We start from the raw sequence: 23482 nt of genomic DNA, 5'->3' as shown, positions 1-23482 counted from the left end.
TCCATGGTCCGTCTCCACTGTGCTTGTGGCTCGGCACCCGCCGGTGCAACCCACGTATCTCAGCACACCTGGAGGCGGGCCACCCGCCCCCGTGACGGACATGTCGTCTAGCTTGTTGAAATAATCCAAATTTGCTGGCCCGCATATGTCTGGCCAAACAGGCATCAAGAAACATATTCTGAGGTCCGAGCTATTGTATATTCAGAAATAATGTCATTTTCTAAATCTAGGCTGAATTTAAGGTGAATATTTTTACAAAATCTGTCGTCACTTCCTCAGTATTAAAGGCGTTTGACTGCAAAACATCGATCAGGAAGCTGCGATTTGTGCGTAGCGGCTCGATGACAATTTCTTCCAGGGTCGATTCGAGTTTATTTATTGCAGCCTGACGGGTGTCGCCAAGTGCGATGATCTTGGCGATCAGAGGATCGTAGAACGGCGTCACCTCATCTCCTGCGCGGACGCCGGTGTCGATGCGAATACCGTTTCTCGGTCGAGGCAAATCAAAGCGGTCAATTCGCCCCGGCGCCGGCATGAAGTTCTTCTCCGGTTTTTCTGCATAGATCCGGGCTTCCACGGCATGCCCGTTCAGGGCGATCGTTTCCTGGTGAAGTGGCAGCGATTCGCCCGCGGCGGCCGCAAGCTGCCAGCGGACGATGTCGATGCCGGTTACCATTTCTGTTACCGGATGCTCGACTTGCAGGCGCGTGTTCATTTCCAGAAAGAAGGCTTGTTCGGTGTCGCGATCGTAAACGAACTCCACCGTCCCGGCACCCTTGTAGCGGGTGTGATGGACGAGCGCGAGAGCCGCATCGAAAAGCGAACGCCGCACCTGATCGGGAAGTGCCGGAGCCGGCGCTTCCTCGATGATCTTCTGGTAGCGTCGCTGCACGCTGCAGTCGCGATCGAAGAGGTGAACGCCGTGCCCGGCCCCGTCGCCGAAAACCTGTACCTCGATGTGGCGAGCGCGATCGATGCAACGTTCTAGATAGATTGTCCCGTCGCCGAAGACTTTTTCGGCCATGGATTGCGTGGCCTCGACGGCACGGCGAAGCTTCTCCGGGGTATCCACGCGTTGCATGCCGATACCGCCGCCGCCGCCCGCCGCCTTTACAAGGAGAGGGTAGCCGATCTCGGCTGCCTGCTCTTCAAGGCCGTCCAGTAAGCCGGGACGGAAGCGGGGGCTGCCTGGAAGGACAGGGACGCCAGCGGCCGCCGCGATGTCGCGGGCGCGTTCCTTGTCGCCCATATCCGCGATCACCTTCGGATCCGGGCCGATCCAGGCGAGTCCGGTGTCATGGACCCGCTGTGCAAAGGACGCATTCTCGGCAAGGAAACCGTAGCCGGGATGCACGGAATCGGCACGGGTGCTGCGGGCCGCGGCCAGGATAGCGTCGCCATTCAGGTAGCTTTCCTTGGCTGGTGGCGGACCAATACAGACGACCTCGTCGGCGAGTTCAACGTGCCGCGCACTGGCATCGGCCTCGGAACACACCGCCACGCTCGAGAGTCCCGCCGACCGGCAACTCTCAATGATACGGCATGCGATTTCGCCGCGGTTCGCGATCAGGACCTTTTTCATTGCGGTTCCTCTCATGGGTTTACATGAAGAGCGTTACGACGCCGATGGCGAGCAGGAAGACGAGCGAGACTTGGCGCACGGCCGCCTCGCGTCGGCGTGCGGCCGTCTGGAATGCCCATGTCCCGGTCGCGGTGGCGAGCAGGTAGACGGGCAAGAGCATGGCGGCGTAAATTGCTTGGTGGGCGGTGAGAAGGCCACCGAGGGCGAACGACAGAAGCGCGACGACCTGCGTCATGCCGAAGAAGACGATGAAGATGGCGCGGTTGACGCTCGGCGCCGTATTGCCTGCGAGAAGATAGAGGATCAGGGGTGGGCCGCCGATGCCCGCTGTTCCGGTGAGAAAGCCGCTTAGCATGCCTGTGGCAACGTCCGTCAAGCGCCCGCGTGGACCGTTGTAAGTCCATCCCGACAGCAGCATCAGGCACAGTGCGACCACGATTGCGCCGATAAAGCGGCGCATGACTTCCGGATCGAAGAAGCTGAGGATCGCCACGCCCACCGGCAGCGTGGTGACGGCTGGGAAAAACAAACTGCCGACGAAGCGCCGGGGTGTGATCGGCACTGCGCCCGGCAGCATTTGCGCCGTGGTGACAACGTTCAACAATACGATTATGGCCACTGCATCGACAGGTGGCATGAACAGGCTGTAGACCGGCGCAAGCAGCAGTGCGGCGCCGAATCCGGAAAACCCGCGCAGTGCTCCCGCAGCGAAAGTTGTTCCTGCGAGCAGCGCGGTTCCCGATGAGAGAACCGCGTCCAGGTTCGACAGGGGCAGGCTGCTCGTCATTCTGACCCCACGTCAGATATCCCTCGGGTCTTTTTGGCGGCAGGCATCAGCGGATTCCCGGGGATGGCCGATGGCGTCCACGCGACGGGCACAAGGATGCCGTTTGCCGTGGCCAGCTTTGTCATTCGGGTTTCCCCCCATCCGGCAAGCCTCTGTGAGCCGACACGTGTCTATCCGTTTGGCCCATGACGCCCAGCCCCGACCTCTGCTTGGTTATACCCATATAAGATTGTCAACAAAGTCAAGGTCAACAAAAATGTTGACAACAAGATTCCGCATCGAGAAGCTTGCCCTGGAAATAACCCCTGGGGCCGAGAGCGCGGTTGGTTCGCCCCTTTCGGGGTCGGTCGGGAGGAACGAGCAATGGAAAACAAGGCTCAAGAGGGGCCGCTGTCCGGCTATCGAGTAATTGAGCTTGGCTCGATGATCGCCGGGCCGTTCTGCGGACGGTTGCTTGCCGATTTCGGTGCGGAAGTGATCAAGGTCGAGCCGCCCGACGGCGACCCTATGCGTTTCATGGGCTATCGCAAAAACGATCGCTCACTCTATGCCGCTAGCATCCTTCGCAATAAAAAGCTGATCGCCCTGGATCTCCGCACTGACGAAGGCCAGGAGGTGGTGCGAAAGCTGGTCGCGAACGCCGACTTTGTGCTGGAAAACTTCAGGCCAGGGACGTTGGAGCGCTGGGGTCTCGGGTACGAGGATCTGAAAGCGGTCAACCCCCGTATCATCATGATCCGCATCAGCGGTTATGGACAGACGGGACCGTACAAGTCCCGTCCGGGCTACGGAATTATCGGTGAGGCGGTTAGTGGGCTTAGAGGCCTCAACGGCGACCCCGACAGGCCGCCGCCACGGGTGGCTGTGTCGCTGACCGACTACATCAGCGGCCTTTATGGGGCGTTCGGCGCGGTGATGGCGGCCAATGTACGCGAACGCACCGGCGTGGGGCAGGTGGTCGACACCGCGCTTTATGAATCGGCGTTCAGTTTCATTGAACCCTACATTCCGGCCTATGACGCCCTGGGTGTGGTAGCAGAGCGCTGCGGTTCCCGGTTGCCGAACAACACGCCGAACAACCTTTTCGAAGCGCGGGACGGATATATCCATATTACCGCCGGCGGCGACGCCGTTTTCCGTCGCTTGGCGCAGGCCATGGGGCAGTCGGAATTGATGGAGGATTCCCGCTTCGCCACGGCCCTGGCGCGAAATGACAACGTGGAAGAACTCGAACGAATCATCGGCGAATGGACGCGAACCGCCTCCGTCGACGAAATCGAGAGCCGGCTTGTTGAGGCGGATGTGCCGGCAGCCAGGATCTACTCCACCAAGGACATTTTCGAAGACCAGCATTTCAAGGCACGCGACATGCTGGTGAAGCGGCCCGCCGGCGATCTCGGCGAACTGACCGTGACAGGCATCGTACCGAAGCTGGGCGATACACCGGGGTCCGTGCGTTGGCTCGGTCACGAGATCGGGGCGGACAGCGACGACGTTCTGCGCAGTGTGGCCCAGTTGACCGCCGAGGATATCTCCAGGCTCAGGGCGCAAGGTGTCATCGGCGCCGCGACCGGCGACTCAGCCGGTGGTGAGCAGCACGCAGACCGATCCAAGGTGGGCGCAGGCGGGAGCTGAGGTGCAGATATGTCCCAGAAAACCTACGACGACGTAGTGAGTGAGATGGAGTGCCGCCGTGCCAAGGCGCTGGCGATGGGCGGCGAAGAGAAACTGGCCAAGCGCAAGGCGGCCGGTTACCTGAATGCGCGTGAACGGCTTGCGTATGTGCTCGATGCCGACAGTTTTTTGGAAACGGGCCTGTTCAGCAGCTCCTCCGTCGTACCCCAAGATCGTGATCGCACGCCCGCGGATGGTAAGATCACCGGGTTTGGACGGATCGATGGGCGTGAGATTGCAATCGTCGCCAACGACTTCACCGTCAAGGGGGCATCCAGCAGCCTCACGAACATGAAGAAAATCGGGCACATGAAGCGCGTCGCCACCGATCGCGGGCTTCCGCTCGTATTACTTGGCGAGTCCTCGGGCGCCCGCATGCCGGACAATATGGGTGCGCAGGGTATGGGAACCTTGCTGGGCAACGACCCGACCCAGTACTTGCGCGATCGTAAAACACCCTGGGTCTCGGCGCTACTGGGTCCGTGCTATGGTTCTTCGGCGCTCTATGCCTGCATGTCCGACTTCGTGGTAATGCGCAAAGGCGCATCCATGGGCGTCAGCAGTCCGCGTCTGGTCGCCATGGCAACCGGCGAGAAACTGGATGCCGAAGAGCTCTGCGGCTGGCGCCTTCATGCGGAAGTCACGGGCCTCGTCGACGCCGTGGTCGAGAGTGACGAAGAGGCTTTGGATACCGTCCGCCGTTTCCTCTCCTACATGCCCGCGCATCATAACGAACCGCCGCCGATCGCGGCCGTACCCGCAGGCTCCGAAGCAGAAGCGGAGACCGTGGGGGACCTGCTTCCCGCTTCTCGGACGCGGGGTTACGACGCGCGGCGCGTGATTGATCGCGTGGTCGACCGCGACAGCATGTTCGAATTGAAGCCGGCCCTTGGGAAGTCCGCCGTGACGGCCCTCGGCCGGATCGCTGGGCGAACCGTCGGGATGATCGCGAACAACCCGATGTTCAAGGGCGGTGCCCTGGATGTGCCGGCCTGCGAGAAGATCACGAGCTTTCTGGTGTTGTGTGACTCCTACAACATCCCGCTGGTGATGCTGGTCGACACGCCCGGCTTCCTTATCGGCGGCGAAGCTGAACGCCAGGGCGCGCCCGGCAAGATCATCAACTTCATGAACGCGTTACAGCTCTGCACGGTGCCGAAGCTGTCGGTGATCATGCGCAAGACCTACGGTCAGGCCTACCTCAACATGGGCGGCGGGCGGAACTCGGACGAAGTGGCGGCCTGGCCCACCGCCGAGGTCAGTTTCATGGATCCGCGATTTGCCGTCGAGGTCGTCGCCTCGGCCGATGCCGACGAGGAGGAGCGTGCGCGCATCGAAGCACAGATGGAGCGGGAATCGGCCGTCTGGGGAATCGCGGGGAACTACGGTGTCCAGTACGTGATCCGGCCGGAGGAAACCCGCGCATGGCTGGAACGCATGCTGTCAGTGCATTGCACACGGCTTCGCGGCGGCGTGGGCGAGCACCGCCTGGCGACCTGGCCCACCAGTTTTTGACGAGCCGGAACGGCCAACGGGGCGACCCGCGATTGGCTTGATGAAGGAGTTGAAGGGATGTCGAGCGTCGAAGTGAAATCGGAAGTGACGGGGTCCGTCTGGAAAATCGGATGCCGCGTGGGCGACACCGTTACACGTGACCAGGAACTGGTCATCCTGGAATCGATGAAAATGGAGATCCCCGTCATCGCGCCCCAGGACGGGCGTATCAAGGAATTGCTCGTGGCTGAAGGCGATTCCATCGCCGAGGACCAGACGATTGCCGTTGTCGAGGTTGGGTGATGGACGATCGAAAGACTGCGCAAACCGGGACGCAGACAAGCTGCGAAGACCGTTTCGAAGAGTTGGCCCGGCGTCGCGCCTGGTCGCTGGAAATGGGCGGGCAGGAGGCAATCGAGCGCCATCATGACCGCGGCCGTCTGACGATCCGGGAGCGCATCGATCAACTCAGCGACAAGGGTTCCTTCCAGGAAATCGGCCGGCTGACCGGGAAGGCCGAATACGACGAGCAAGGCCGGGTGACGCACGTCCAGCCGGCACCCTACGTGATGGGTGTGGCAGAGATCGATGGCCGACCCGTGGCGGTCGGCGGCGAAGACTATACCGTGCGTGGCGGTACGTCTTGGTCGGGCTTGCGGAGAAAGGGCGGCCAGGGCGGCTTTATCGAGGATGCCGCTCACGAGTATCGGATTCCGCTGGTCAACCTCATCGACGGTTCCGGCGGCGCCGTCACATCTTTGGAATCCCGGGGCTACACTGTATTTCCAGGTGTCGACGGCTTCGACCGATCGGTGGAACTGATGGGCGAAGTGCCGGTGGTCTCGGCGGTGATGGGCACGGCCGCGGGAGGGCCGGCGGGACGGGCCATCCTGTCGCATTTTTCGGTCATGGTGCGTGAAAGCAGTCAGATATTCGCCGCCGGACCGCCGGTTGTCGAACGCGCCCTTGGCGAAAAGCTGGACCGCGAGGAACTCGGTGGGTCCGGGATAGCTGTCGACACCGCAGGTACGATCGACAATGTCGCCGATTCCGAAGAGGATTGTTTTCGCCAGATCCGCCGCTTTCTAGGATATATGCCCAGCAACGTCTGGGAGTTGCCACCGGTCTGGCCGACAGACGATCCTGTCGACCGCTGCGAGGATGCATTAACGAGCATCATTCCCGAGCAGCGGACGCGACCATACAATATGCGTCGTCTGCTCGAACTCGTCTTTGACGACGGCTCGCTCTTCGAAATCCAGCCGACGTTCGGCAAGACGGTCATCACCATGCTTGGTCGAATGAACGGCCAGAGCGTGGGAATCGTCGCCAACAATCCGATGGTCTATGGCGGTGCGATGGACGCGCGAGGGGCGCGCAAGCAGACGCACTTCGTCGAGCTCTGCGACAACTTCCATATTCCCCTGGTCTTCGTCGTGGATATCCCTGGGTTTCTCGTCGGGTCCGGGGCGGAGAAGGCAGGCACACTGCGAGATGGAATGCGCGCAGTTTATGCCGGGCTCAAGGCGGATGTTCCGATCCTGACCCTTGTCGTGCGCAAGTGCTTTGGTATGGCCGGCATGGGGACCATCAACAAGAAGAGCTTGGAATTCAAGGTGGCCTGGCCGTCCGGCGAATGGGGATCCTTGCCCGTCGAGGGCGGCGTCAAGGCTGCCTATCGCCGTGAGATCGCAGCTGCCGACGATCCGGCGGCGAAGGAGGCGGAGATCGAGGAGCGGCTACGGCGCCTGTCGTCCCCGTTCCGTTCGGCCGAGGCGTTCGCCGTGGAGGAGATCATCGACCCGCGCGAGACACGGCCTTATATCGCTCGCTTCATCGATCTGGCGCGCAACCGGCTGAAAACCTGTTGCGGTCAAAAGCTGAAGAGCGGCGTGCGCCCCTGACTGTTGTACCAGGCGCAAGAGATTGGCGAGGAGCGGTCGCTGGCCCGTCGGGGCGATTGCAATCTTTCGGTTGTGAAATACGGCTTGCATTTCTGACGCGTAAACACATATTGTCGACAATCGCAAAATGCGAATCGGCGTGTCCTTGACCCGCTGGCATCAGTCGTCCATCTGGACAGCCATTGTCCAAGCGCAATTGAGAGTGAGCGTGGCTGAAGGTTCGGTAGATCTGATCTCCATAGCGGACGATCTGTCCCAGGCCATTCTGGACAAGGCCTCGGACGGCCGCGGGACCACGCTCTCTCTATCGGAACAGATCGCCAAGAAGCTGGGCGAGTCGATCATCGATGGCCGGCTGCAGCCCGGTGCACGTGTCCTTGAGCAAGAGGTTTCCCAGCAGTTCGAGGTCAGCCGCGGTCCCGTCCGGGAAGCGCTTCGTATCCTGGAAAACGAGGGGTTGGTTCGCATTCTGCCCCGGCGCGGCGCTCAGGTCACCCAGCTCAGCGTGGACGAGGTCCGGCACATCTATGAAATCCGTGCCGTCCTTCTTGGACTTGCGGCGCGTACCGTTGCGCGCGAGGGAGATGAGGCGGCAAAACAGGATTTGCGCAATCACGCGGATGGCCTGATGGAGATTGCCCGCGGTGGCGAAACGCCGGAAAGGTATCTGCGCGCGGGCTTCGGAATGACGCTTTGGTTGACGAAGCACAGCGGGAACACCCGGCTCCTCAGGCTTTTGCACTCGCTCACGCTCCAGACCCGCCGCTACGCCCGTGCCGCCTTGGCCACGCGCGAGGACTGCCTGCAGTCTGCGAGTCTATGGCAAAAGTTGACGCAGGCCATCCTCGATGGGCGCGAAGAAGATGCCGAGCAGTTGGCCCGGACGGTGATCCAGACCGCCCTGGACCGCATCGTCACCTATCTTGGCTGACGTGCTCTAAGGCTCAGCCTTACTCCCGAAAATCCGGGCTGTTCAGTCGCATTGCACGCCCGCGCCACTTTCGTTCGCGCCGGCGGCGCGGTGGCGTCTCATTTTATCGATCCGCAGTGTTGACAAGCCGATTGTCAGAATGTTGACATAAGCACAATGATGGTAGGTTGAAGGACGGATGCGATGCGCGACACCGCTGCCGCTTTGCCAGCCGATGGTGATCAGGTTTCATTGAGTGCCGGTCTCTGGGACATGCTGGCGGCGATCCGGCCTGGTGACATTCCCGCGTCTGCGCGGGAGCGTGTGCGGTTATGCGTGCTGGACACTATCGGGGTCGCTTTGGCGGCGGCAGCGCGCGGGGTCGGGACGGCAGGCGCAAAGGTGGCGCGGCCGGAACACGCCGGTGCGACGGTCTGGGGGAGCGGCTTCACAGCCCGTGCGCAGGATGCCGCACTCGCTAACGGCATACTCGCGCACGCACTGGACTTCGATGACACCCATCCTGAAGCCATCATGCACACGAGCGCGATTATCGTGCCGGCAGCCTTGGCCGTGGCGGAAGAAGAACGACTCTCGGGCGATGCTCTGGTGGCCGCGTTGGTGGCTGGTTACGAGGCTGCCGCGCGTCTTGGGCGCGCCGCGCCCGGTGCATTTCAGGAAAACGGGTTTCAGGCCACGGCGGTTCTGGGGGTTTTCGCGGCGACGGTCGCGGTCGGCCATCTGCGCGGCGTCAGTCATGAGACGGCGCGCAATGCCATGGGGCTTGCAGGCAGTATGGCTTCGGGGCTTATGGAATATCTTTCCGATGGCAGCGATGCGAAACAAATGCATTGCGGCTGGGCGGCGCAATCGGCCATCCGTGCCGTCGATCTTGCGCGGGCCGGGCTGACCGGTCCCGCGCGAGTTCTCGAAGGACGATTCGGCGTCTATCGCTCCTTTACGAGGCGGGAGGCGAAAGTCGAGGAAATCCTCGCGCCGTTCAGGCCGCGTTTCGAGGTCGAGCGGATGGCGCCCAAGCCTTATCCGGCCTGTCTGTGTGTACATGCGGGTATCGACGCCATGCTGGCATTGCGCCGCTCCGGGGCGTTCCAGCCCGACAATCCGGACAACATTGCCGAGATTATCTGCGAGGTTCCGCAATGGTACGTCAATCTCGTGCTGGAGCCGCTCGACAAGAAGATGCATCCGCGTACACCTTATGAAGCGCGGTTCAGCCTGCCCTATTGCCTTGCCCGTGCTGCCGTCGACGGCCGTGTGGGGCTCGACAGTTTTGGGAAGGACCGCTTGACGGATTCGGGAATCGCCGCATTGGCGCAACGTGTGTCGTACAAGGTGCGCCAATTCGATGAGTTCCCCGAGGCTTTCCCCGCCGTTGTCACGCTCCGGACCGCTGATGGTCACGAGCGGAGCCATGCGGAACTGTACAATCGCGGCAGCGAGCGCAACCCGATGAGCCGGGCGGAAATCGAGGCCAAGTTCGCGGACGCGGTTGGAGACAGCCTGTCCCAGGATCAGGCCCGGGCGGTCATCACGGCTATTCAAACTCTATCCGGAATGCCGACGCTCAACGACCTGAGCGCGGTTTTGAGGCAGGCCGTTCCTGCAGTGTGATCGGCGTCGCGAGACGAGCGACGAGAGGCGAAAGAATAACAAAAATCAAAACCTGAAAGCGTGGAGGAGACGATGAAAGTGGCGGTTAGTGGCAGTTTTTCATGGCGGACCACCGCCGGTGCCCTGGCGGTGGCCGGGACGATTGCAGCCGCGGTGGCCATACCCGGCGCCAAGGCGGAAATGGTCGAAGTTGCCCCGGGATACGTGGTCGAAACGGATGAGAGTGTTACCGGGACCGTGCGGATCGCGCATGGCTTCGGGTTGATCTATGCGCCAATGCCGATCACGCGCCAACTGGGTGTGCTGGAGGCGAAGTATCCGAACGCCGAGATCGTTTGGCGGAACATCTTCACGACGACACAGCAGCGCGACGCGATGCTTGCGGGCGAGCTGGAGTTCGGCTCGTGCACGCCGGGGCCTTTCCTTCAGTCCTGGGACAAGGGTGTGGAGTGGAAGGTCCTGCAGGTGACGTCGGGGTTCGACGCCTACCTGATGGTCCAGCCGGACGGGCCGGAAACGCTTGAGGACTTCATCGGCAGCGACATGAAGATCTCGCCCGGCACCAACACGGCACAATACTTCACGACCCAGAAGCTGCTTCTCGACAGCAACAAGCCGGCTGACGCCCTGGATAAAAACTGGGTTCGGCTTCCGCACCCCGCAGCGATGCAGGCGCTGACGTCCGAGCAGCTCGATGGGCATTTCGCGACGGCCGACTACGCCTTACGCCACCAGGAAAACGGGATGCGCAGGATCGCGAGCTTCAAGGAGGCCTACGGGACATTCTACGCCGTCGCCGTCTGCGTAATGGACCGTGTCGTCGACGAGCATCCCGCACTGTCGCGGGGCTACGCCGAGGTGCTGAAAAAGACTATCGACTGGATCGACGACCATCCGGACCTGGCCGCCGAAGCGCTCAGCAAGGCAGTCGATGGCAAGGTCTCGGCGGAAAACTTCGAGCGCTACATGACCTCTCCCGTGTTCACGACGATGACCGGCAATGCGAACCTGCAAGAGCATGCCCGGATCTTGAACGAACTTGGCGTGCTTGAGAATCTGCCCGAAGGGGCCGGAGACTTCTACGTCTATCCCGAGGATGCCGGAGCTAAGTGGTAGACCAGGCTTTCAGGGCGGCCGCCGATGAGCGGCCGTCCGTACCGGCCAGCGAAAAGGACGCGAACATGAACGATATCCTGGCTGTTCGTACCAGCGAGTCGCCGCAGCGCGCCGCGTCTCCGGGCGAAGCCAACGAGACGCTCCTGTCAGTCCGGGATGCCACGATTCAGTTTCCGGCGCCCAAGGGTCGGAAAGGAGCAGTGGTGACGGCGGTCAAGAATGTCTCCATCGACATTCGCCGGGCGGAGAAGTTCGTCATCCTCGGACCTTCGGGATGCGGCAAGTCGACCTTGCTTACCGCGATGGGTGGTTTCATTCCGCTCTCCGGCGGTGCGATCGAGCTGGAAGGCCGGCCGGTGCGCAAGCCGTCGATGCAAACGGTGATGGTGTTTCAGGATTTTTTCCAGCTACTCCCCTGGAAAACGGTGCGTGCCAACGTCGAATTCGCCCTGAGACAGAGGTGGCCGCGAATGCCGCGGGGCGAGCGCCGGGAGCGGGCGGAGCATTTCGTCGATCTGGTCGGCCTGTCACCGCAGTTGAACCAGTACCCGCACACCCTGTCGGGCGGCCAGAAGCAGCGTTGCGCTATTGCCCGCGCATTCTCGGTTTCGCCTGAAGTGCTGCTGATGGACGAACCCTTCGGCGCGCTTGATGCCATCAACCGCGAGCGGATGCAGGGGGAATTGAACAGGATCTGGGAAGAGGGGCGACCCACGATCGTGTTTGTCACCCACGACGTGACAGAGGCAGTCCATCTGGGCCATCGGATCATGGTGATGACCGAGGGTCCGGGGCAAATTCGCAGGCTGCTCGATAATCCGCACGTCGGGATGCTTCCCTACGATACGCAGGGCCAGGAAAGCGTGGCGGAACTGCGTGAGATGTTGATTCCCGCGGGTTGAAACGCCGTTTCGTTCTTTTCTTGAGGAAACCGAATTCATGGCGACGACCGAGACAGATGCGCGCGCGGCGGGCCTTAATCCATCCGCGTTCAGCGAGATCATGCCACGGCTGCGTAAGCCAATTATCGTACTGGGCCTGGTTGCACTCTGGGAGGCGTGGGTCAGGCTTTTCGACGTGCCGGAGCTTTTGTTTCCCGCGTTCTCCGATGTCCTTGTCGCCCTGATCACAGGCCTTGGCATCGGTGGGGAGCCGATCCTCTGGGCCTACACTTGGCAGACGTTGAGTGTCGTATTGCAGGCCTATGTGGTGAGCGTGGTGCTTGCAGTCGTGTTGACTGGATTTGCGATCAACAGCGCTTGGGGCAAGGAGCTGCTAAGCACTGTCACCGGCATCTTCCAGCCGTTGCCATCGATCGCCTTGCTGCCGATGGCGGTGCTCTGGTTCGGGTTCTCGAAGGAATCGCTGATATTCGTCGTGGTGATGTCGATGGTGTGGCCGCTGGCCGCATCCTTGACGGTCGGCTTCGCAACGGTTCCTCCCACCCTCCTGCGCCTTGGCCGGAATTACGAACTCTCTCGTCTTGGGGCCATGTGGCACATCCTGCTGCCTTCGGCCCTGCCGGCCATGATCGGCGGGCTGCGTGTCGGTTGGGGGTTTGGCTGGCGAACGATCGTGGCCGCCGAATTGGTGTTCGGCGCCACCGGCAACGACAGCGGTATCGGCTGGTACATCAACAACAGCCGGGTGTTCCTTCAGATTACCGAGGGCTTCGCCGGGATCCTGGTGGTCGTCATCATCGGGTTCATCACGGAAAGCCTGTTCCGTGTCATCCAGCGGTTCACGACGCACCGATGGGGTATGGAGGCGGCTTGATGGTTATGAGAAGAGGCGGGTGTCTCAACCCGCCTCGCCGATAGCGCGTTCCCTCAGCAACTTGTCGATCCGGCCCTTGTCGATGCCCCAGTCGGCAAGGGCCTTTCGCGTGTGCGCACCTGGCAACGGGGGTGGGCCCTGAATCGCACCGGGCGTGGCGGAAAAGCGCGGCGCGGGGGATGGCTGGTCCAGGCCATGACAGCGGCTGAAGGTGTTTCGGGTGCGATGGTGCGCGTCGCCGGGTGCTTCGGTGAGGGTTAGGACCGGTGTGACGCAGGCATCCCGGCCGTTGAAGTGCCGTGCCCATTCGTCGCGAGTGCGGGTGGCGAAGATATCCTGGAAACGTGATCTTAGGGCTGGCCAGTTCGCTGGGTCTCGACGGTCGACGACGCTATCCGGATCGATGCCCAGACCCGCAAGCAATTCCCGATAGAAGCGGTCCTCGATGGCGCCGACCGCAATGAAGCGCCCGTCCGCAGCCTCGTAAACGGTATAGTAGGGTGCGGCACCGTCGAGATAGTTGCTCTCCCTGTTTTCTCGCCAGAGTCCCATGGCGTTCAGACCGTGGAACATGGTCATCAGCGAGACGCTGCCGTCGCTCATGGCGGCATCGACGACTTGCCCGCAGCCTGTGCGCGAGGCGTTATGCAAGGCTGACAACAAGCCGAAAGCAAGATAGAGCGCGCCGCCGGCGAAGTCCCCAACCAGATTCAACGGCACGACCGGAGGCCCCTCGCGCCGGCCGACTGCGTGAAGTGCGCCGGAAAGTGCGATGAAATTTATGTCGTGTCCGGCCCGCTCGCTCAGGGGCCCATACTGTCCCCAACCTGTCATCCGTCCATAGACCAGGCGCGGATTGCGATTGAGGCATACGTCGGGGCCAAGACCGAGACGCTCCATTACGCCTGGCCGAAAACCCTCGATCAGGACGTCCGCCTTCTCGACGAGGTCGAGCGAAAGGGCCGTGCCTGCCGGGGATTTCAGATCGACCGCGACGGATCGCCGGCCACGGTTCAGGAGGTCCAGCTTTGGTTCGCGCTTGCCGCCAGCGGCATTACCGCCAAGGCGATCCAGGCGAACTACGTCGGCCCCCTGATCGGCAAGAAGCATTGCGCAGAACGGGGCGGGCCCGATTCCGGCGAATTCGACGACGCGCACGCCTGTTAGGGGACCTGTCGCCATGGAACATCTCCTTGTCGTTTACAGTAAGATTGTTGACATTCTATAGAAACAGGCGGTACGGAAAAAGAGCGTATCGGGGTGGTGTGCGGGATCGGTGTCGCAATGACGGTCCCGCAGTTTCGACCGCACCCGATTCCGGAAGTATGGCCCTTTGCGGGGGACGATGGAGAAGCTCCGAGTTTTGTTGGCGTGTGGGGCGGTGGCCTTGGCCGGCTGGTGGTTTGCAGGTCACATTCCCCTTTTGGCGCCGCCGGTGACGGCCATCGGGATTGGGTTCATCGCGATAAACGCGGTTGGCTGGCTGCGGCAGACATTACCGGCCGGAGAACTCTCGTATCTGGCAAGAATTGCACTGCAAACAGCCATCGTTCTGATGGGCGCCAGCCTTGACCTCAATGAACTCTGGCGGGCGGCTGCTGCGTCGATTGAGGTCATCGTCGTCACGCTTACCGTGGGCCTCGCAGCCGCCTTGGTGCTGGGACGCGCGCTCGGGGTTGCCTGGAGGCTGCGCGCCTTGATCGGAGCGGGAACGGTGATATGCGGAGGGTCCGCTATCGCTGCGGTTGCTCCCGCCATTCGTGCAAGGGCGGATGACATCGCCCTTTCGGTCTCCATTATCTTTCTTTTCAACGTGATCGCTGTGCTGATTTTTCCGGCCGTCGGGAATTTCATGGCGTTCTCGGACCAGGCTTTCGGGCTCTGGGCGGGAACGGCGATCAACGATACCTCAGCCGTCGTCGCCGCGGGTTATGCCTTCAGTGACGCGGCCGGCGACTATGCGACCATCGTGAAGCTGGCCCGCAGCACGTTCATTCTGCCCCTGGTCCTGGCCTTCGCGGCGGGCAACGCGTTGATGAGCAATGACGATGAGGCGGATCGGGCAGCGCAGTCCGGCGTCCGGGGCCGGTTGGCCGGATGGGTCAGGGCGGTGCCGATATTTATCGTGCTCTTCGTCGCTGCGTCCGCCCTCAACACCGCCGGGGCTCTAGGCACGCTCATCCCTCAGCTTGCCGACCAGGCAAGCGGATGGCTCATGCTGCTGGCCCTGGCGGCGCTGGGCATGCAGACCGACTTGCGAAGTATGGCACGAACAGCGGGGCCGCCACTCGTCCTCGGTCTGGCAACGTGGGCTGTGGTGGCGGTCACGTCCCTGCTGGTTCAGGCGCTTACAGGACAAATCTGACAATCGGGACTCCTGACAATCGGGACTGGGGCATCGGGTTACTTGAGACAGGAGGAAGGGCGAACATGAGCAGCAATACGGACCCTGTGGTCATCGTGGGCATGGCACGAACACCGGTCGGTGGTTTCCTGGGCGAGCTCTCCGGTTTGAGTGCGAGCGACCTGGGCGGTCACGCTATTGCCGGCGCGATCCAGCGCGCGGGTCTTTCACCGGAAGCTGTGGACGAAGCTCTGATGGGCTGCGTTCTGCCTGCGGGACAAGGGCAGGCGCCGGCGCGTCAGGCCGCTCGGAAAGGCGGTTTGCCCGACAGCGTCGAGGCGGTCACCGTCAACAAGATGTGCGGTTCGGGGATGAAGACCCTGATCCAGGCGCATGATTCCCTGCTTGCCGGCACAAAGCGTATCGTTGTCGCGGGCGGGATGGAGTCGATGAGCAACGCGCCTTTCCTGCTCCCGAAGACCCGCAAGGGATGGAAGTACGGGCCATTCACGACAGAGGATCATGTGGCGCTGGACGGTTTGGAGGACGCTTACCAACCGCGACAGCCCATGGGCAAGTTCGCCGAGGACTGCGCCGAGTTGTATGGCTTCGATCGCAATACACAGGACGCTTACGCGCTGGAATCGCTCCGACGCGCGCGGGCGGCAACGGAAGACGGGACTTTCGCCGGCGAGATCCATCCGGTCGAGGTTGTGGGCCGAAAGGAAACTACTCTCGTCGATACCGATGAGCAGCCTGGACGGGCCAGCGAGGAAGCCATTCCCCACCTTCGCCCGGCATTCAAGGAGAACGGCACTGTCACGCCGGCGAGTTCCAGCTCGATTTCCGATGGCGCGGCAGCCCTTGTGGCAACCCGCCTTTCCATTGCCGAGGATCTTGGACTAAGGCCGCTGGCGCGTATTGTCGGCCATGCCGGCCACGCTCAAGCGCCGGGTTGGTTCACGACGGCACCGGTTCATGCAATACGAAAACTACTTCAGGATATCGGCTGGTCTGCGTCCGACGTCGACCTTTACGAAGTCAACGAAGCCTTCGCGGTCGTGGCAATGGCGGCAATGCATGACCTGTTGATTCCGCATGACCGTTTAAACGTCCACGGTGGTGCTTGCGCCTTGGGCCATCCGATCGGTGCCTCCGGCGCCCGCATCGTGGTCACGCTCCTCAACGCCATGCAACGACGCCAAGTTAAACGCGGCGTTGCGGGCATTTGCATTGGCGGCGGCGAAGCGACGGCCATCGCGTTGGAGACGCTTGCCATTAGATCTCAACTCCGGTCAGCACTCTGATGCGGTTTGCATCGAGGCCATCTCGATAGAACACCCGGAGCTTTCCGTAGACTCGAACCGCGGTGGCGCGCTTGACGTCATAACCGGGCCGAAAGATGTCCCTCGGCGTGTGCCTGTGCGACGGTAGGCGCAATGCGCGGCGCGCCACGTATCTCGATCGGTAGTGCTCCAACGCCGAGAGAGGCAGTTGCTTCCCTGCCTTCAACTGCCTTGCGGCACTGCGCTGCCCGAAGTACCCGCTCCGTCGGAGATGATCCAGTTCGTGCGGGAGCAGCGCGCAGCCAGCTTCAACCTCCTCGCGGGTTAACCATCCCGCCGGCGGCTCGGCGAACGGCTCCAGCGCCGCGTCGATCTGGTGTGCCGGAAACCGAAGCGCATCCAGCGATGTACCGCAGGCATGTAACGCCACAATAGGGAAAATAGAGATTTGGCTGGGGCGCCAGGATTCGAACCTGGGATCACGGGACCAAAACCCGATGCCTTACCGCTTGGCTACGCCCCAACGCGGCGAGCGGGCTGGAACATAGCGTCGTGATGGCGCGCTGGCAACGGCTCCGCGATGCCCGCTCGGCTCTTTCCGCTCAACCTTCCAGCGGGGCGGACCTTAACCACCAGGAAGCGTGGGCGGCGGCAAGCTGTGCGGCGGCGGCATCGGCGGAGGCTTCGTCCGCGTAAAGCCCGAAGCAGGTGGCGCCGCTGCCGGACATCCGCGCCATGAGGCAGCCGCCCGTATCGCCCAGCGCGGCCAGCACAGCGTCGATTTCCGGTGCCAGATCGCGGGCCGTCGCTTCCAGGTCATTCGCATCCTGGCCCAGCCGCCGGGCCAAGTCGCCCACGTCGCGCGGTGCCCGGTCCCAGCGGTGGGCGGGATGTCCGGGACGCTCGGGCCGGGCGCGGAAGACGGCGGCGGTGGACAGTTCGACACCCGGATTCGCCAGTACCAGCCAGCCCTTGGGCAGGTGCGGCGCGGGGCCGATCCGCTCACCGATGCCGGAGACATACGCGGCCTGCCCATAGAGGCAGATCGGCACGTCCGCGCCCAGTTCCAGGGCCAGCGCGTAAAGCTCGTCCGCCGCCGGCGACAAGCTCCACAAGGCCGAGAGCGCCTGCAGCGCCGCGGCGGCATCGGCCGAACCGCCCCCAAGGCCGGCAGCCACCGGAAGTTGCTTGTCCAGCGTGATCATGGCGCCCGCGTCCACGCCGGCGTGCGCCGCCAGACGGCGGGCGGCGCGCAGCACGAGATTGTCGTCCTGCTCGCGCAGGGCTTCGGCGAACGGTCCCGACAGCTCCAGGCTCAGCGTCTCCGCCGGCGCGACGTGGATCCGATCGCCCACGCCCGCGAAGGCGATCAGCCCGTCCAGTTCGTGGTAGCCGTCCTCGCGCCGGCCAAGCACGCGCAGGCTGAGGTTCACCTTGGCGCGGGCAAGGCGCGTGATTGCGCCCTTGCCCGCGCTGACCGCCCCGGATGCCGTCATCCGTTCGGCTGGTCGGCCGCGTCCAGGCCGTCTTCGAGCTTGCCCTCGATGCTGGAAACGACGTCCGGCTCCGGCTCCAGGCTCAGCGCGCGGTGCCACTGGAAGCGCGCTTCCTGGCGGCGGCCGACGCGCCAGTAGGCGTCGCCCAGATGGTCGTTGATCACCGGATCCGCCGGCTTCAGCGCGGCCGCCCGCTCAAGGTAATCGACCGACTCCGCGTAGTGACCCAGCCGGTAGTGCGCCCAGCCGAGGCTGTCGACGATATAGCCGTCCTCCGGGCGCAGCTCGACGGCGCGCTTGAGCATGTCGAGCGCCCGGTCAAGATGGCTCTTCTGCTCCACCCAGGAATAGGCGAGGTAGTTCATGACGTAGGGTTGCTGCGGTTGCAGCTCCAACGCCTTCAGGAGGTGCTCCTCCGCCTCGGGCCAGCGCTCGGTACGCTCCAGCGCGATGCCGCGGAAGTAATAGAGCGTCCAGTGCCGCTTGGCGGGTTCGTCGATGCGCGCCAATGCCCGGCTGTATGCCTCGTCCGCTTCGGCGAAGCGCTCGCGCGAGCGCAGCAGGTTGCCGATACGGTATAGCGGCTCATAACGGTCCGGATGCTCGGCGGCTACCCGCTCCAGCAGGTCGATGGCGTCTGCGTCCCTCTCCAGCGTCTCCAGCGACTCGGCCTCGCGCAGCCGGGCGACGTAATGGAAGGGGGATGTCGTATCGACCTTGCGATAGGCCTCGATCGCCGCTTCGTGCCGGTTCTGGCTTTGCAGGATCTCGCCGACCAGGATTCGCGCGACCGTGAAGTCCGGCCGCATGTGCAGGGCATAGCGAATGTAGACCAGGGCGATGTCGGTCGCTCCCTGCTGATCCAGCAGGCCGGCAAGGTTGAACAGCGCCTCGGAAATCCCCTCCGCCGGCGTGGCGATGGCCGGCGCGGGCGGCGTGTCACCGCGCTGCCCGGCCTCGGCGAGGATGGCTTCCATCACAGGGCTGCCCGGATCCTCCGCCAGATAGCGGCGATAGAGTGCCACCGCCTTGTCGGTGTTGCCCTGGCGCTCGTGGAAGTTCCCGATCAGCCAGGCCAGCCGCAGGGATGGGGACCCGACCTCGGAGAGGGACGCCTCGTAAGCCTGGTTCGCTTCCTCCGACGCGTCGGCCATGTCCGCGATCAGCGCGGCGTGCAGGTTGCCCAGCATGGAGAAGCCGTCGACGGCCTTCAGGTCCTCCAGGCGCGCCATTCCGGCCTTCCAGTTGCCGCGCGCCGACTCGGCCCAGGCACCCAGCAGCGGTGCGGTCAGCGACGACAGCCCGCGATCCGGCAGCCGGTCGAGAAGCTGTCCCGCCTGTTCCAGCTCGCCGGCGCGGAATTGGTCCAGCACCAGCAGCAGGGTCGCCGGGCCGTGGCTGGGCCGTAACTCGGTCAGGCGCTGGGCGAGGCGGCGCGCCTCCGCCATCCGGCCCTCCGTCGCCATCAGCATGAATGTCTGGTGCAGCAGCGCCGGGTTGTCGGGGTCGTCCTCCAGCGCGCGGGCCAGATAGTCCGCCGCCGCCGAGAGGTCGCGCTGCCGGTTGGCGAACATCCCGGCCAGATAGTCGCCGAACGGCGAGGCGATGGACGTCGCCTCGGCATACTCGGGCGCCTGGGTCGCAAGCGCGTCGCGGTTGTCGGCGGTGGCCGCCGGCGCGTCGATCGTCCCGGCCCGGGTGCAGCCGGAGAGCATGAGAACGGTCACCACGGCGGCGCCCAGCGTGCGCGCCGCGGGGAACTTGACGAAGATCGGTGTCACGCGAAGACGTCTCCTTGCCGGCAGGCCGGCAGCTTTCCACAATGGTCGATACAACCGCCCGACTGCGGCATTCCTATGGCGTGCGCGTCGTCGGCATTCTATCCATGAGGCGGGCGATCTCACAATGTTGCCGGTGCCACCTCCTGCCGTTCATGATCGCCGCTGCCCGATGTCCGATACCTCTGAGGATGCTATTCTGTCGAACATAATGATCGATGAACGGGACAACGCGCTGGCAGCGCTGCAGTGGCTGATCGAGGCGGGCGCGGACGAAGCGATCGGCGATGAGGCGGTCGACCGCTACGCCGCGGCGCGCGCGGCCCGTGCCAGCGCATCGCGCTCCGCGAAGCCGCCCGCGGCCGGCGCGGATAGGCAGGGGAAGCCCGAGCCGCGCGCGGCACAGGGCGGCCGCCAGGGCGCGGGACCGCCGGTGTGGCAGCCGCCGGGCGGCGAGCTGCAATCGGCGGAGGCCGCGCGCGGGCACGCCCGCTCGCTTGCAGCCAACGCCACGACGCTGGACGAGCTTCGCGCGGCGCTTGAGAGCTTCGACGGCTGCCCGCTGAAGGCGACGGCCACGAACCTGGTCTTCGCGGACGGCAATCCCGAAGCGCGCGTGATGATCGTCGGCGAGGCGCCGGGCGCGGAGGAGGATCGGCAGGGCCTTCCATTCGTCGGCACATCGGGCCGGCTGCTCGACCGCATGCTGGCCTGCATCGGCCTAAGCCGGCAGGAAAGCGTCTACATCACCAACGTGCTGTTCTGGCGCCCGCCCGGGAACCGCACGCCGACCGCGGCGGAGACGGCCGCCTGCCTGCCGTTCGTGGAGCGGCACATCGCGTTGAAACAGCCGGATTACCTGATCTTCTGCGGGGGCAGCTCGGCAAAGCGGCTTCTAGGGCGGGAGGAAGGCGTGCTGAAGCTGCGCGGCCACTGGTTCGCCTACCAGAACCCGGACATGGCCACCTCGGTTCCGGCGCTGGTGACGCTGCATCCCGCCTACCTGCTTCGCCAGCCGCAGCAAAAGCGCCTGGCGTGGCGCGACGTTCTGGCGTTCAAGGCGGCGATGGACGAAGGACGTGACCCGACAATCGGGGGCGATGCCAATCCAGATTAGTACAGGCGTACTCTCGCGCGTATTGCGGGCATCAACGTTGTTTATCCTCTCAGTAAAACCAATTAACCGCTTTCTAAGCGCTATGGTGTGTCTTGGGGAAACGAGCAACGTTGGCGCAGCAGGCATGTCGTGTCGCACTTGCCGCGTGTTGTCGATTTGAGTACGAAGGGCGCCGGGACGCGAATCTAAAATGCTGGGGGACATGGCTTGAAGGGGGCGATCCTGCGCTGTGCCGCGATGGCGATGGTCATCGCGGCCGTGTTCGCGCTGCCGGCCGGCGCGACATCGCCGGAAGGCGAGGAGACGGCCGTCGCCACCGCTGGCCTCCCGGGCCACCCGCTGCCGGCGGTGTTGAGCGACAAGGATGTCGAGCTGTACCGGCGGATGTTCGAGCTTGGCGAGCCCGGCCGCTGGGACGAGGTCGACCGGCTGATCGGGAAGCTCGGCAACAAGCTGCTGCTGGGGCATGTGCTGGCACAGCGCTACCTGCATCCGACGAAGTACCGGACGCCGTTCCACGAGTTGCGGGATTGGCTGCGGGATTACCACGACCATCCGCAGGCCGAGCGCCTGTACAAGCTGGCCCAGCGGCGGCGGCCCAGCGGGGCCGGTCCGGTGCATCGCAACACGTACACTCGCGGCGATTACGCCGGGCTGCCGGCGCGCATGGCGTCGAAGGACGAGCGTACAAGGGTTTCGCGCACGGCCGGGCAGCGGCGCAAGGCTCGCCGCATCCTGCGCCGCGTGGGCTGGAACGTGCTGAATACGCGGCTCACCATCACCGAGAGGTATTTGGAAGAGGACGAGGTCGCCAGTCTTCTCACCGCCGACGAGACGGCGAAAGCGTATGCCCGCGTGGCTGCCGGCTGGTACTACTACGGCAACGACGACAAGGCCTTCGCGCTGGCGCAAAAGGCGGCGGCGCGGGCTGAGACCTGCGTCAGCGGGGCGCACTGGATCGGCGGCCTTGCGGGCTGGCGCAAGGGCAAGCTGGACGCCGCGGCGACGCACTTCGAAGGATTGGCCGGCTGCGAGTTCTCCAGCGAGCGGATTCGCGCGGCGGGCGCTTATTGGGCCGCGCGCGTGCATCTACGCCTGCGGCAGCCCGACCGCATGAGCCACTGGCTGCGTCGGGCGGCGGCGCACCCGCGCACCTTCTATGGTCAGCTTGCACACCGCGCGCTGGGCACGAAACAGCCGCTGCGCTTCGACCCGGCGGCGGTGGACGAGGCAGCGTTGACCCGCTTGTTGCAGGATCCCGCCGGCCGCCGCGCCATCGCCCTGCTGCAGCTCGGCGAGCGGGAGCGCGCCCGGCGCGAGTTGCTCGGCGTTCAAGGCTGGTCCGACCCGAAGATGGCCGGCGCCCTGCTGATCGCTGCCGAGCGCGGCGGGCTGTCGGCGCTGGCCTTCCGGCTGGCGCAACATCTGGCGGACGCGAAGTCGCCCGAATGGTCCGAGGCCGCGATCAACGCGGCGCTTTATCCGTTGCCGCCGTACCGTCCGGCAACCGGGTTCCAGGTGGACCGGGCACTTCTGTATGCGATGATGCGCCAGGAGTCCGGCTTCAACCCGGATGCGAAGTCGGGTGCCGGCGCGCGCGGGCTGATGCAACTGATGCCGGCGACGGCAAGCTTCGTGGCGCGGCGCGACAACTTTGTGTACAGCCGCCGGGCGTTGTACCGGCCCGACCTGAACCTCGATCTGGCTCAGCGCTATGTGGCGCACCTGCTTGGCAGCAAGGTGGTCGGCGGCAACCTGTTCAACTTGGCGGCGGCGTACAACGGCGGGCCGGGCAATCTGGCGAAGTGGCGGCGCGAAACGGCCTTCGAAGACGACCCGCTGCTGTTCATCGAAAGCCTGCCGTCGCGCGAAACGCGCTTGTTTGTCGAGCGGGTGCTGACCAACTTGTGGATATACCGGCAGCGGTTGGGCCAGCCGGCGCCGTCGCTCAAGGCCATCGCCGCGGGCGATTGGCCGCGCTACCAGCCGCTGGACCGGCCCTTGCAAGAGGTCGCCCAGAAATGAGCCGTATCGACGAAAGCCTGCCCTTCCTGCCCGTCAATATCGCCGTCTTAACGGTGTCCGACACCCGCAGCGAGGCCGAGGACAAGTCCGGCCGCACGCTGAAGGAGATGATCGAGGCCGATGGCCACCGGGTCATCGACAAGCGAATCGTGCGCGACGAGGTTGACGCCATTGTCGCGGTGCTGCGCGGCTACATCGCCGATGCCAGTGTGGACTGCGTGATCTCCACCGGCGGCACGGGTGTAACCGGCCGCGACGTCACGCCGGAAGCCTTCCGCCAGGTCTTCGACAAGGAGATCGACGGATTCGGGGAGCTGTTCCGCTGGGTCTCCTACCAGAAGGTCGGCACCTCGACGATGCAGTCGCGCGCCGTCGGCGGTGTCGCCGGGGCGACCTATCTGTTCGCGCTGCCCGGCTCGACCGGCGCCTGCAAGGACGGATGGCAGGACGTGCTGCGCCCGCAGCTCGATTCGCGGCATCGCCCCTGCAATCTGGTGGAACTGATGCCGCGCCTGCAGGAACACCTGAAAGCAGGCTGACGACGAGTCGGCGTCCGCTCCG

Annotated in this window: 19 protein-coding genes and 1 tRNA gene; 14 read left to right on the top strand and 6 right to left on the bottom strand. The window is 63.9% G+C overall.

The window, feature by feature from the left end:
- Positions 1-226: 226 nt before the first annotated feature.
- Both DRB17_RS10900 and DRB17_RS10895 read right to left on the bottom strand, forming a co-directional pair.
- Positions 227-1582, bottom strand: coding sequence for an acetyl-CoA carboxylase biotin carboxylase subunit (locus tag DRB17_RS10900; RefSeq protein ID WP_114582229.1), 1356 nt, complete (start codon positions 1580-1582; stop codon positions 227-229).
- 19 nt (positions 1583-1601) lie between these two features.
- Positions 1602-2369 carry a sulfite exporter TauE/SafE family protein gene (locus tag DRB17_RS10895; RefSeq protein ID WP_114582228.1) on the bottom strand — a complete coding sequence of 256 codons (768 nt, stop codon included), beginning with the start codon at positions 2367-2369 and terminating at the stop codon, positions 1602-1604.
- Between the two features lie 363 nt (positions 2370-2732).
- Between DRB17_RS10895 and DRB17_RS10890 the strand changes: the two genes are divergently transcribed.
- The 9 genes from DRB17_RS10890 to DRB17_RS10850 all read left to right on the top strand — a co-directional run bounded on the left by DRB17_RS10890 (position 2733) and on the right by DRB17_RS10850 (position 12875).
- Complete coding sequence (locus tag DRB17_RS10890) at positions 2733-4004, top strand: CaiB/BaiF CoA transferase family protein (RefSeq protein WP_114582227.1); 1272 nt, start codon at positions 2733-2735, stop codon at positions 4002-4004.
- Between the two features lie 9 nt (positions 4005-4013).
- Positions 4014-5558 carry an acyl-CoA carboxylase subunit beta gene (locus tag DRB17_RS10885; RefSeq protein ID WP_114582226.1) on the top strand — a complete coding sequence of 515 codons (1545 nt, stop codon included), beginning with the start codon at positions 4014-4016 and terminating at the stop codon, positions 5556-5558.
- Between the two features lie 57 nt (positions 5559-5615).
- Positions 5616-5840 (top strand): biotin/lipoyl-binding carrier protein, encoded by a 225-nt coding sequence (locus tag DRB17_RS10880; RefSeq protein WP_114582225.1) that lies wholly within the window; start codon positions 5616-5618, stop codon positions 5838-5840.
- A gap of 92 nt (positions 5841-5932) precedes the next feature.
- On the top strand, positions 5933-7441 hold the full coding sequence (locus DRB17_RS10875; RefSeq protein ID WP_206607855.1) for an acyl-CoA carboxylase subunit beta: 1509 nt from the start codon (positions 5933-5935) through the stop codon (positions 7439-7441).
- A 127-nt stretch (positions 7442-7568) separates the two neighbouring features.
- On the top strand, positions 7569-8372 hold the full coding sequence (locus DRB17_RS10870) for a GntR family transcriptional regulator (protein WP_114582223.1): 804 nt from the start codon (positions 7569-7571) through the stop codon (positions 8370-8372).
- Between the two features lie 183 nt (positions 8373-8555).
- Positions 8556-9983, top strand: coding sequence for an MmgE/PrpD family protein (locus tag DRB17_RS10865; protein ID WP_114582222.1), 1428 nt, complete (start codon positions 8556-8558; stop codon positions 9981-9983).
- Between the two features lie 72 nt (positions 9984-10055).
- Entirely contained in the window at positions 10056-11099 is a 1044-nt protein-coding gene (locus tag DRB17_RS10860; RefSeq protein ID WP_147274883.1) for an ABC transporter substrate-binding protein, read from the top strand.
- A gap of 65 nt (positions 11100-11164) precedes the next feature.
- Positions 11165-12001 (top strand): ABC transporter ATP-binding protein, encoded by an 837-nt coding sequence (locus DRB17_RS10855; RefSeq protein WP_147274882.1) that lies wholly within the window; start codon positions 11165-11167, stop codon positions 11999-12001.
- A gap of 37 nt (positions 12002-12038) precedes the next feature.
- Positions 12039-12875 (top strand): ABC transporter permease, encoded by an 837-nt coding sequence (locus DRB17_RS10850; RefSeq protein WP_114582219.1) that lies wholly within the window; start codon positions 12039-12041, stop codon positions 12873-12875.
- Positions 12876-12899: 24 nt separating this feature from the next.
- Here the strand turns inward: DRB17_RS10850 and DRB17_RS10845 are convergent, their stop codons facing one another.
- On the bottom strand, positions 12900-14033 hold the full coding sequence (locus tag DRB17_RS10845; RefSeq protein WP_241503812.1) for a CaiB/BaiF CoA transferase family protein: 1134 nt from the start codon (positions 14031-14033) through the stop codon (positions 12900-12902).
- A 187-nt stretch (positions 14034-14220) separates the two neighbouring features.
- Between DRB17_RS10845 and DRB17_RS10840 the strand changes: the two genes are divergently transcribed.
- Both DRB17_RS10840 and DRB17_RS10835 read left to right on the top strand, forming a co-directional pair.
- Entirely contained in the window at positions 14221-15240 is a 1020-nt protein-coding gene (locus tag DRB17_RS10840) for a YeiH family protein (protein ID WP_114582217.1), read from the top strand.
- A 65-nt stretch (positions 15241-15305) separates the two neighbouring features.
- Positions 15306-16526: an acetyl-CoA C-acyltransferase gene (locus DRB17_RS10835; RefSeq protein WP_114582216.1), complete on the top strand. Its 1221-nt coding sequence runs from the start codon at positions 15306-15308 to the stop codon at positions 16524-16526.
- A gap of 428 nt (positions 16527-16954) precedes the next feature.
- Here the strand turns inward: DRB17_RS10835 and DRB17_RS10830 are convergent.
- The 3 genes from DRB17_RS10830 to DRB17_RS10820 form a co-directional block, all read right to left on the bottom strand.
- Positions 16955-17028: transfer RNA gene (locus tag DRB17_RS10830), tRNA-Gln, on the bottom strand.
- 79 nt (positions 17029-17107) lie between these two features.
- Entirely contained in the window at positions 17108-18001 is an 894-nt protein-coding gene (locus DRB17_RS10825) for a 4-(cytidine 5'-diphospho)-2-C-methyl-D-erythritol kinase (protein WP_114582215.1), read from the bottom strand.
- Complete coding sequence (locus DRB17_RS10820; protein WP_114582214.1) at positions 17998-19782, bottom strand: tetratricopeptide repeat protein; 1785 nt, start codon at positions 19780-19782, stop codon at positions 17998-18000. Before DRB17_RS10820 ends, DRB17_RS10825 begins: the two co-directional genes overlap by 4 nt.
- 208 nt (positions 19783-19990) lie before the next feature.
- On the opposite strand from DRB17_RS10820, the gene DRB17_RS10815 reads away from it, so the two are divergent.
- The 3 genes from DRB17_RS10815 to moaB all read left to right on the top strand — a co-directional run bounded on the left by DRB17_RS10815 (position 19991) and on the right by moaB (position 23460).
- Positions 19991-20896: a uracil-DNA glycosylase gene (locus DRB17_RS10815; RefSeq protein ID WP_114582213.1), complete on the top strand. Its 906-nt coding sequence runs from the start codon at positions 19991-19993 to the stop codon at positions 20894-20896.
- A 207-nt stretch (positions 20897-21103) separates the two neighbouring features.
- Positions 21104-22921 (top strand): lytic transglycosylase domain-containing protein, encoded by a 1818-nt coding sequence (locus DRB17_RS20850; RefSeq protein ID WP_114582212.1) that lies wholly within the window; start codon positions 21104-21106, stop codon positions 22919-22921.
- Positions 22918-23460, top strand: coding sequence for a molybdenum cofactor biosynthesis protein B (gene moaB / locus DRB17_RS10805; RefSeq protein ID WP_114582211.1), 543 nt, complete (start codon positions 22918-22920; stop codon positions 23458-23460). Before DRB17_RS20850 ends, moaB begins: the two co-directional genes overlap by 4 nt.
- The last annotated feature ends 22 nt before the right edge of the window (positions 23461-23482 follow it).

Origin of the sequence: Ferruginivarius sediminum, assembly GCF_003344765.1 — a bacterium.
GTDB lineage: Bacteria > Pseudomonadota > Alphaproteobacteria > Kiloniellales > Rhodovibrionaceae > Ferruginivarius > Ferruginivarius sediminum.
The sequence above is the reverse complement of the archived record's forward strand: the minus strand, read 5'-3'. Positions and strand labels throughout refer to the sequence as shown.

Bases quoted from the DNA above. Each gene is read 5' to 3' on its own strand.
- DRB17_RS10895 (WP_114582228.1), bottom strand. From the start codon at position 2,369: ATGACGAGCAGCCTGCCCCTGTCGAACCTGGACGCGGTTCTCTCATCG.
- DRB17_RS10855 (WP_147274882.1), top strand. From the start codon at position 11,165: ATGAACGATATCCTGGCTGTTCGTACCAGCGAGTCGCCGCAGCGCGCC.
- DRB17_RS10825 (WP_114582215.1), bottom strand. From the start codon at position 18,001: ATGACGGCATCCGGGGCGGTCAGCGCGGGCAAGGGCGCAATCACGCGC.
- DRB17_RS10865 (WP_114582222.1), top strand. From the start codon at position 8,556: ATGCGCGACACCGCTGCCGCTTTGCCAGCCGATGGTGATCAGGTTTCA.
- DRB17_RS10890 (WP_114582227.1), top strand. From the start codon at position 2,733: ATGGAAAACAAGGCTCAAGAGGGGCCGCTGTCCGGCTATCGAGTAATT.
- DRB17_RS10840 (WP_114582217.1), top strand. From the start codon at position 14,221: ATGGAGAAGCTCCGAGTTTTGTTGGCGTGTGGGGCGGTGGCCTTGGCC.
- DRB17_RS10870 (WP_114582223.1), top strand. From the start codon at position 7,569: ATGCGAATCGGCGTGTCCTTGACCCGCTGGCATCAGTCGTCCATCTGG.
- DRB17_RS10900 (WP_114582229.1), bottom strand. From the start codon at position 1,582: ATGAAAAAGGTCCTGATCGCGAACCGCGGCGAAATCGCATGCCGTATC.
- DRB17_RS10875 (WP_206607855.1), top strand. From the start codon at position 5,933: ATGGGCGGGCAGGAGGCAATCGAGCGCCATCATGACCGCGGCCGTCTG.
- DRB17_RS10880 (WP_114582225.1), top strand. From the start codon at position 5,616: ATGTCGAGCGTCGAAGTGAAATCGGAAGTGACGGGGTCCGTCTGGAAA.
- DRB17_RS10850 (WP_114582219.1), top strand. From the start codon at position 12,039: ATGGCGACGACCGAGACAGATGCGCGCGCGGCGGGCCTTAATCCATCC.
- moaB (WP_114582211.1), top strand. From the start codon at position 22,918: ATGAGCCGTATCGACGAAAGCCTGCCCTTCCTGCCCGTCAATATCGCC.
- DRB17_RS10860 (WP_147274883.1), top strand. From the start codon at position 10,056: ATGAAAGTGGCGGTTAGTGGCAGTTTTTCATGGCGGACCACCGCCGGT.
- DRB17_RS10885 (WP_114582226.1), top strand. From the start codon at position 4,014: ATGTCCCAGAAAACCTACGACGACGTAGTGAGTGAGATGGAGTGCCGC.
- DRB17_RS10815 (WP_114582213.1), top strand. From the start codon at position 19,991: ATGATCGATGAACGGGACAACGCGCTGGCAGCGCTGCAGTGGCTGATC.
- DRB17_RS10835 (WP_114582216.1), top strand. From the start codon at position 15,306: ATGAGCAGCAATACGGACCCTGTGGTCATCGTGGGCATGGCACGAACA.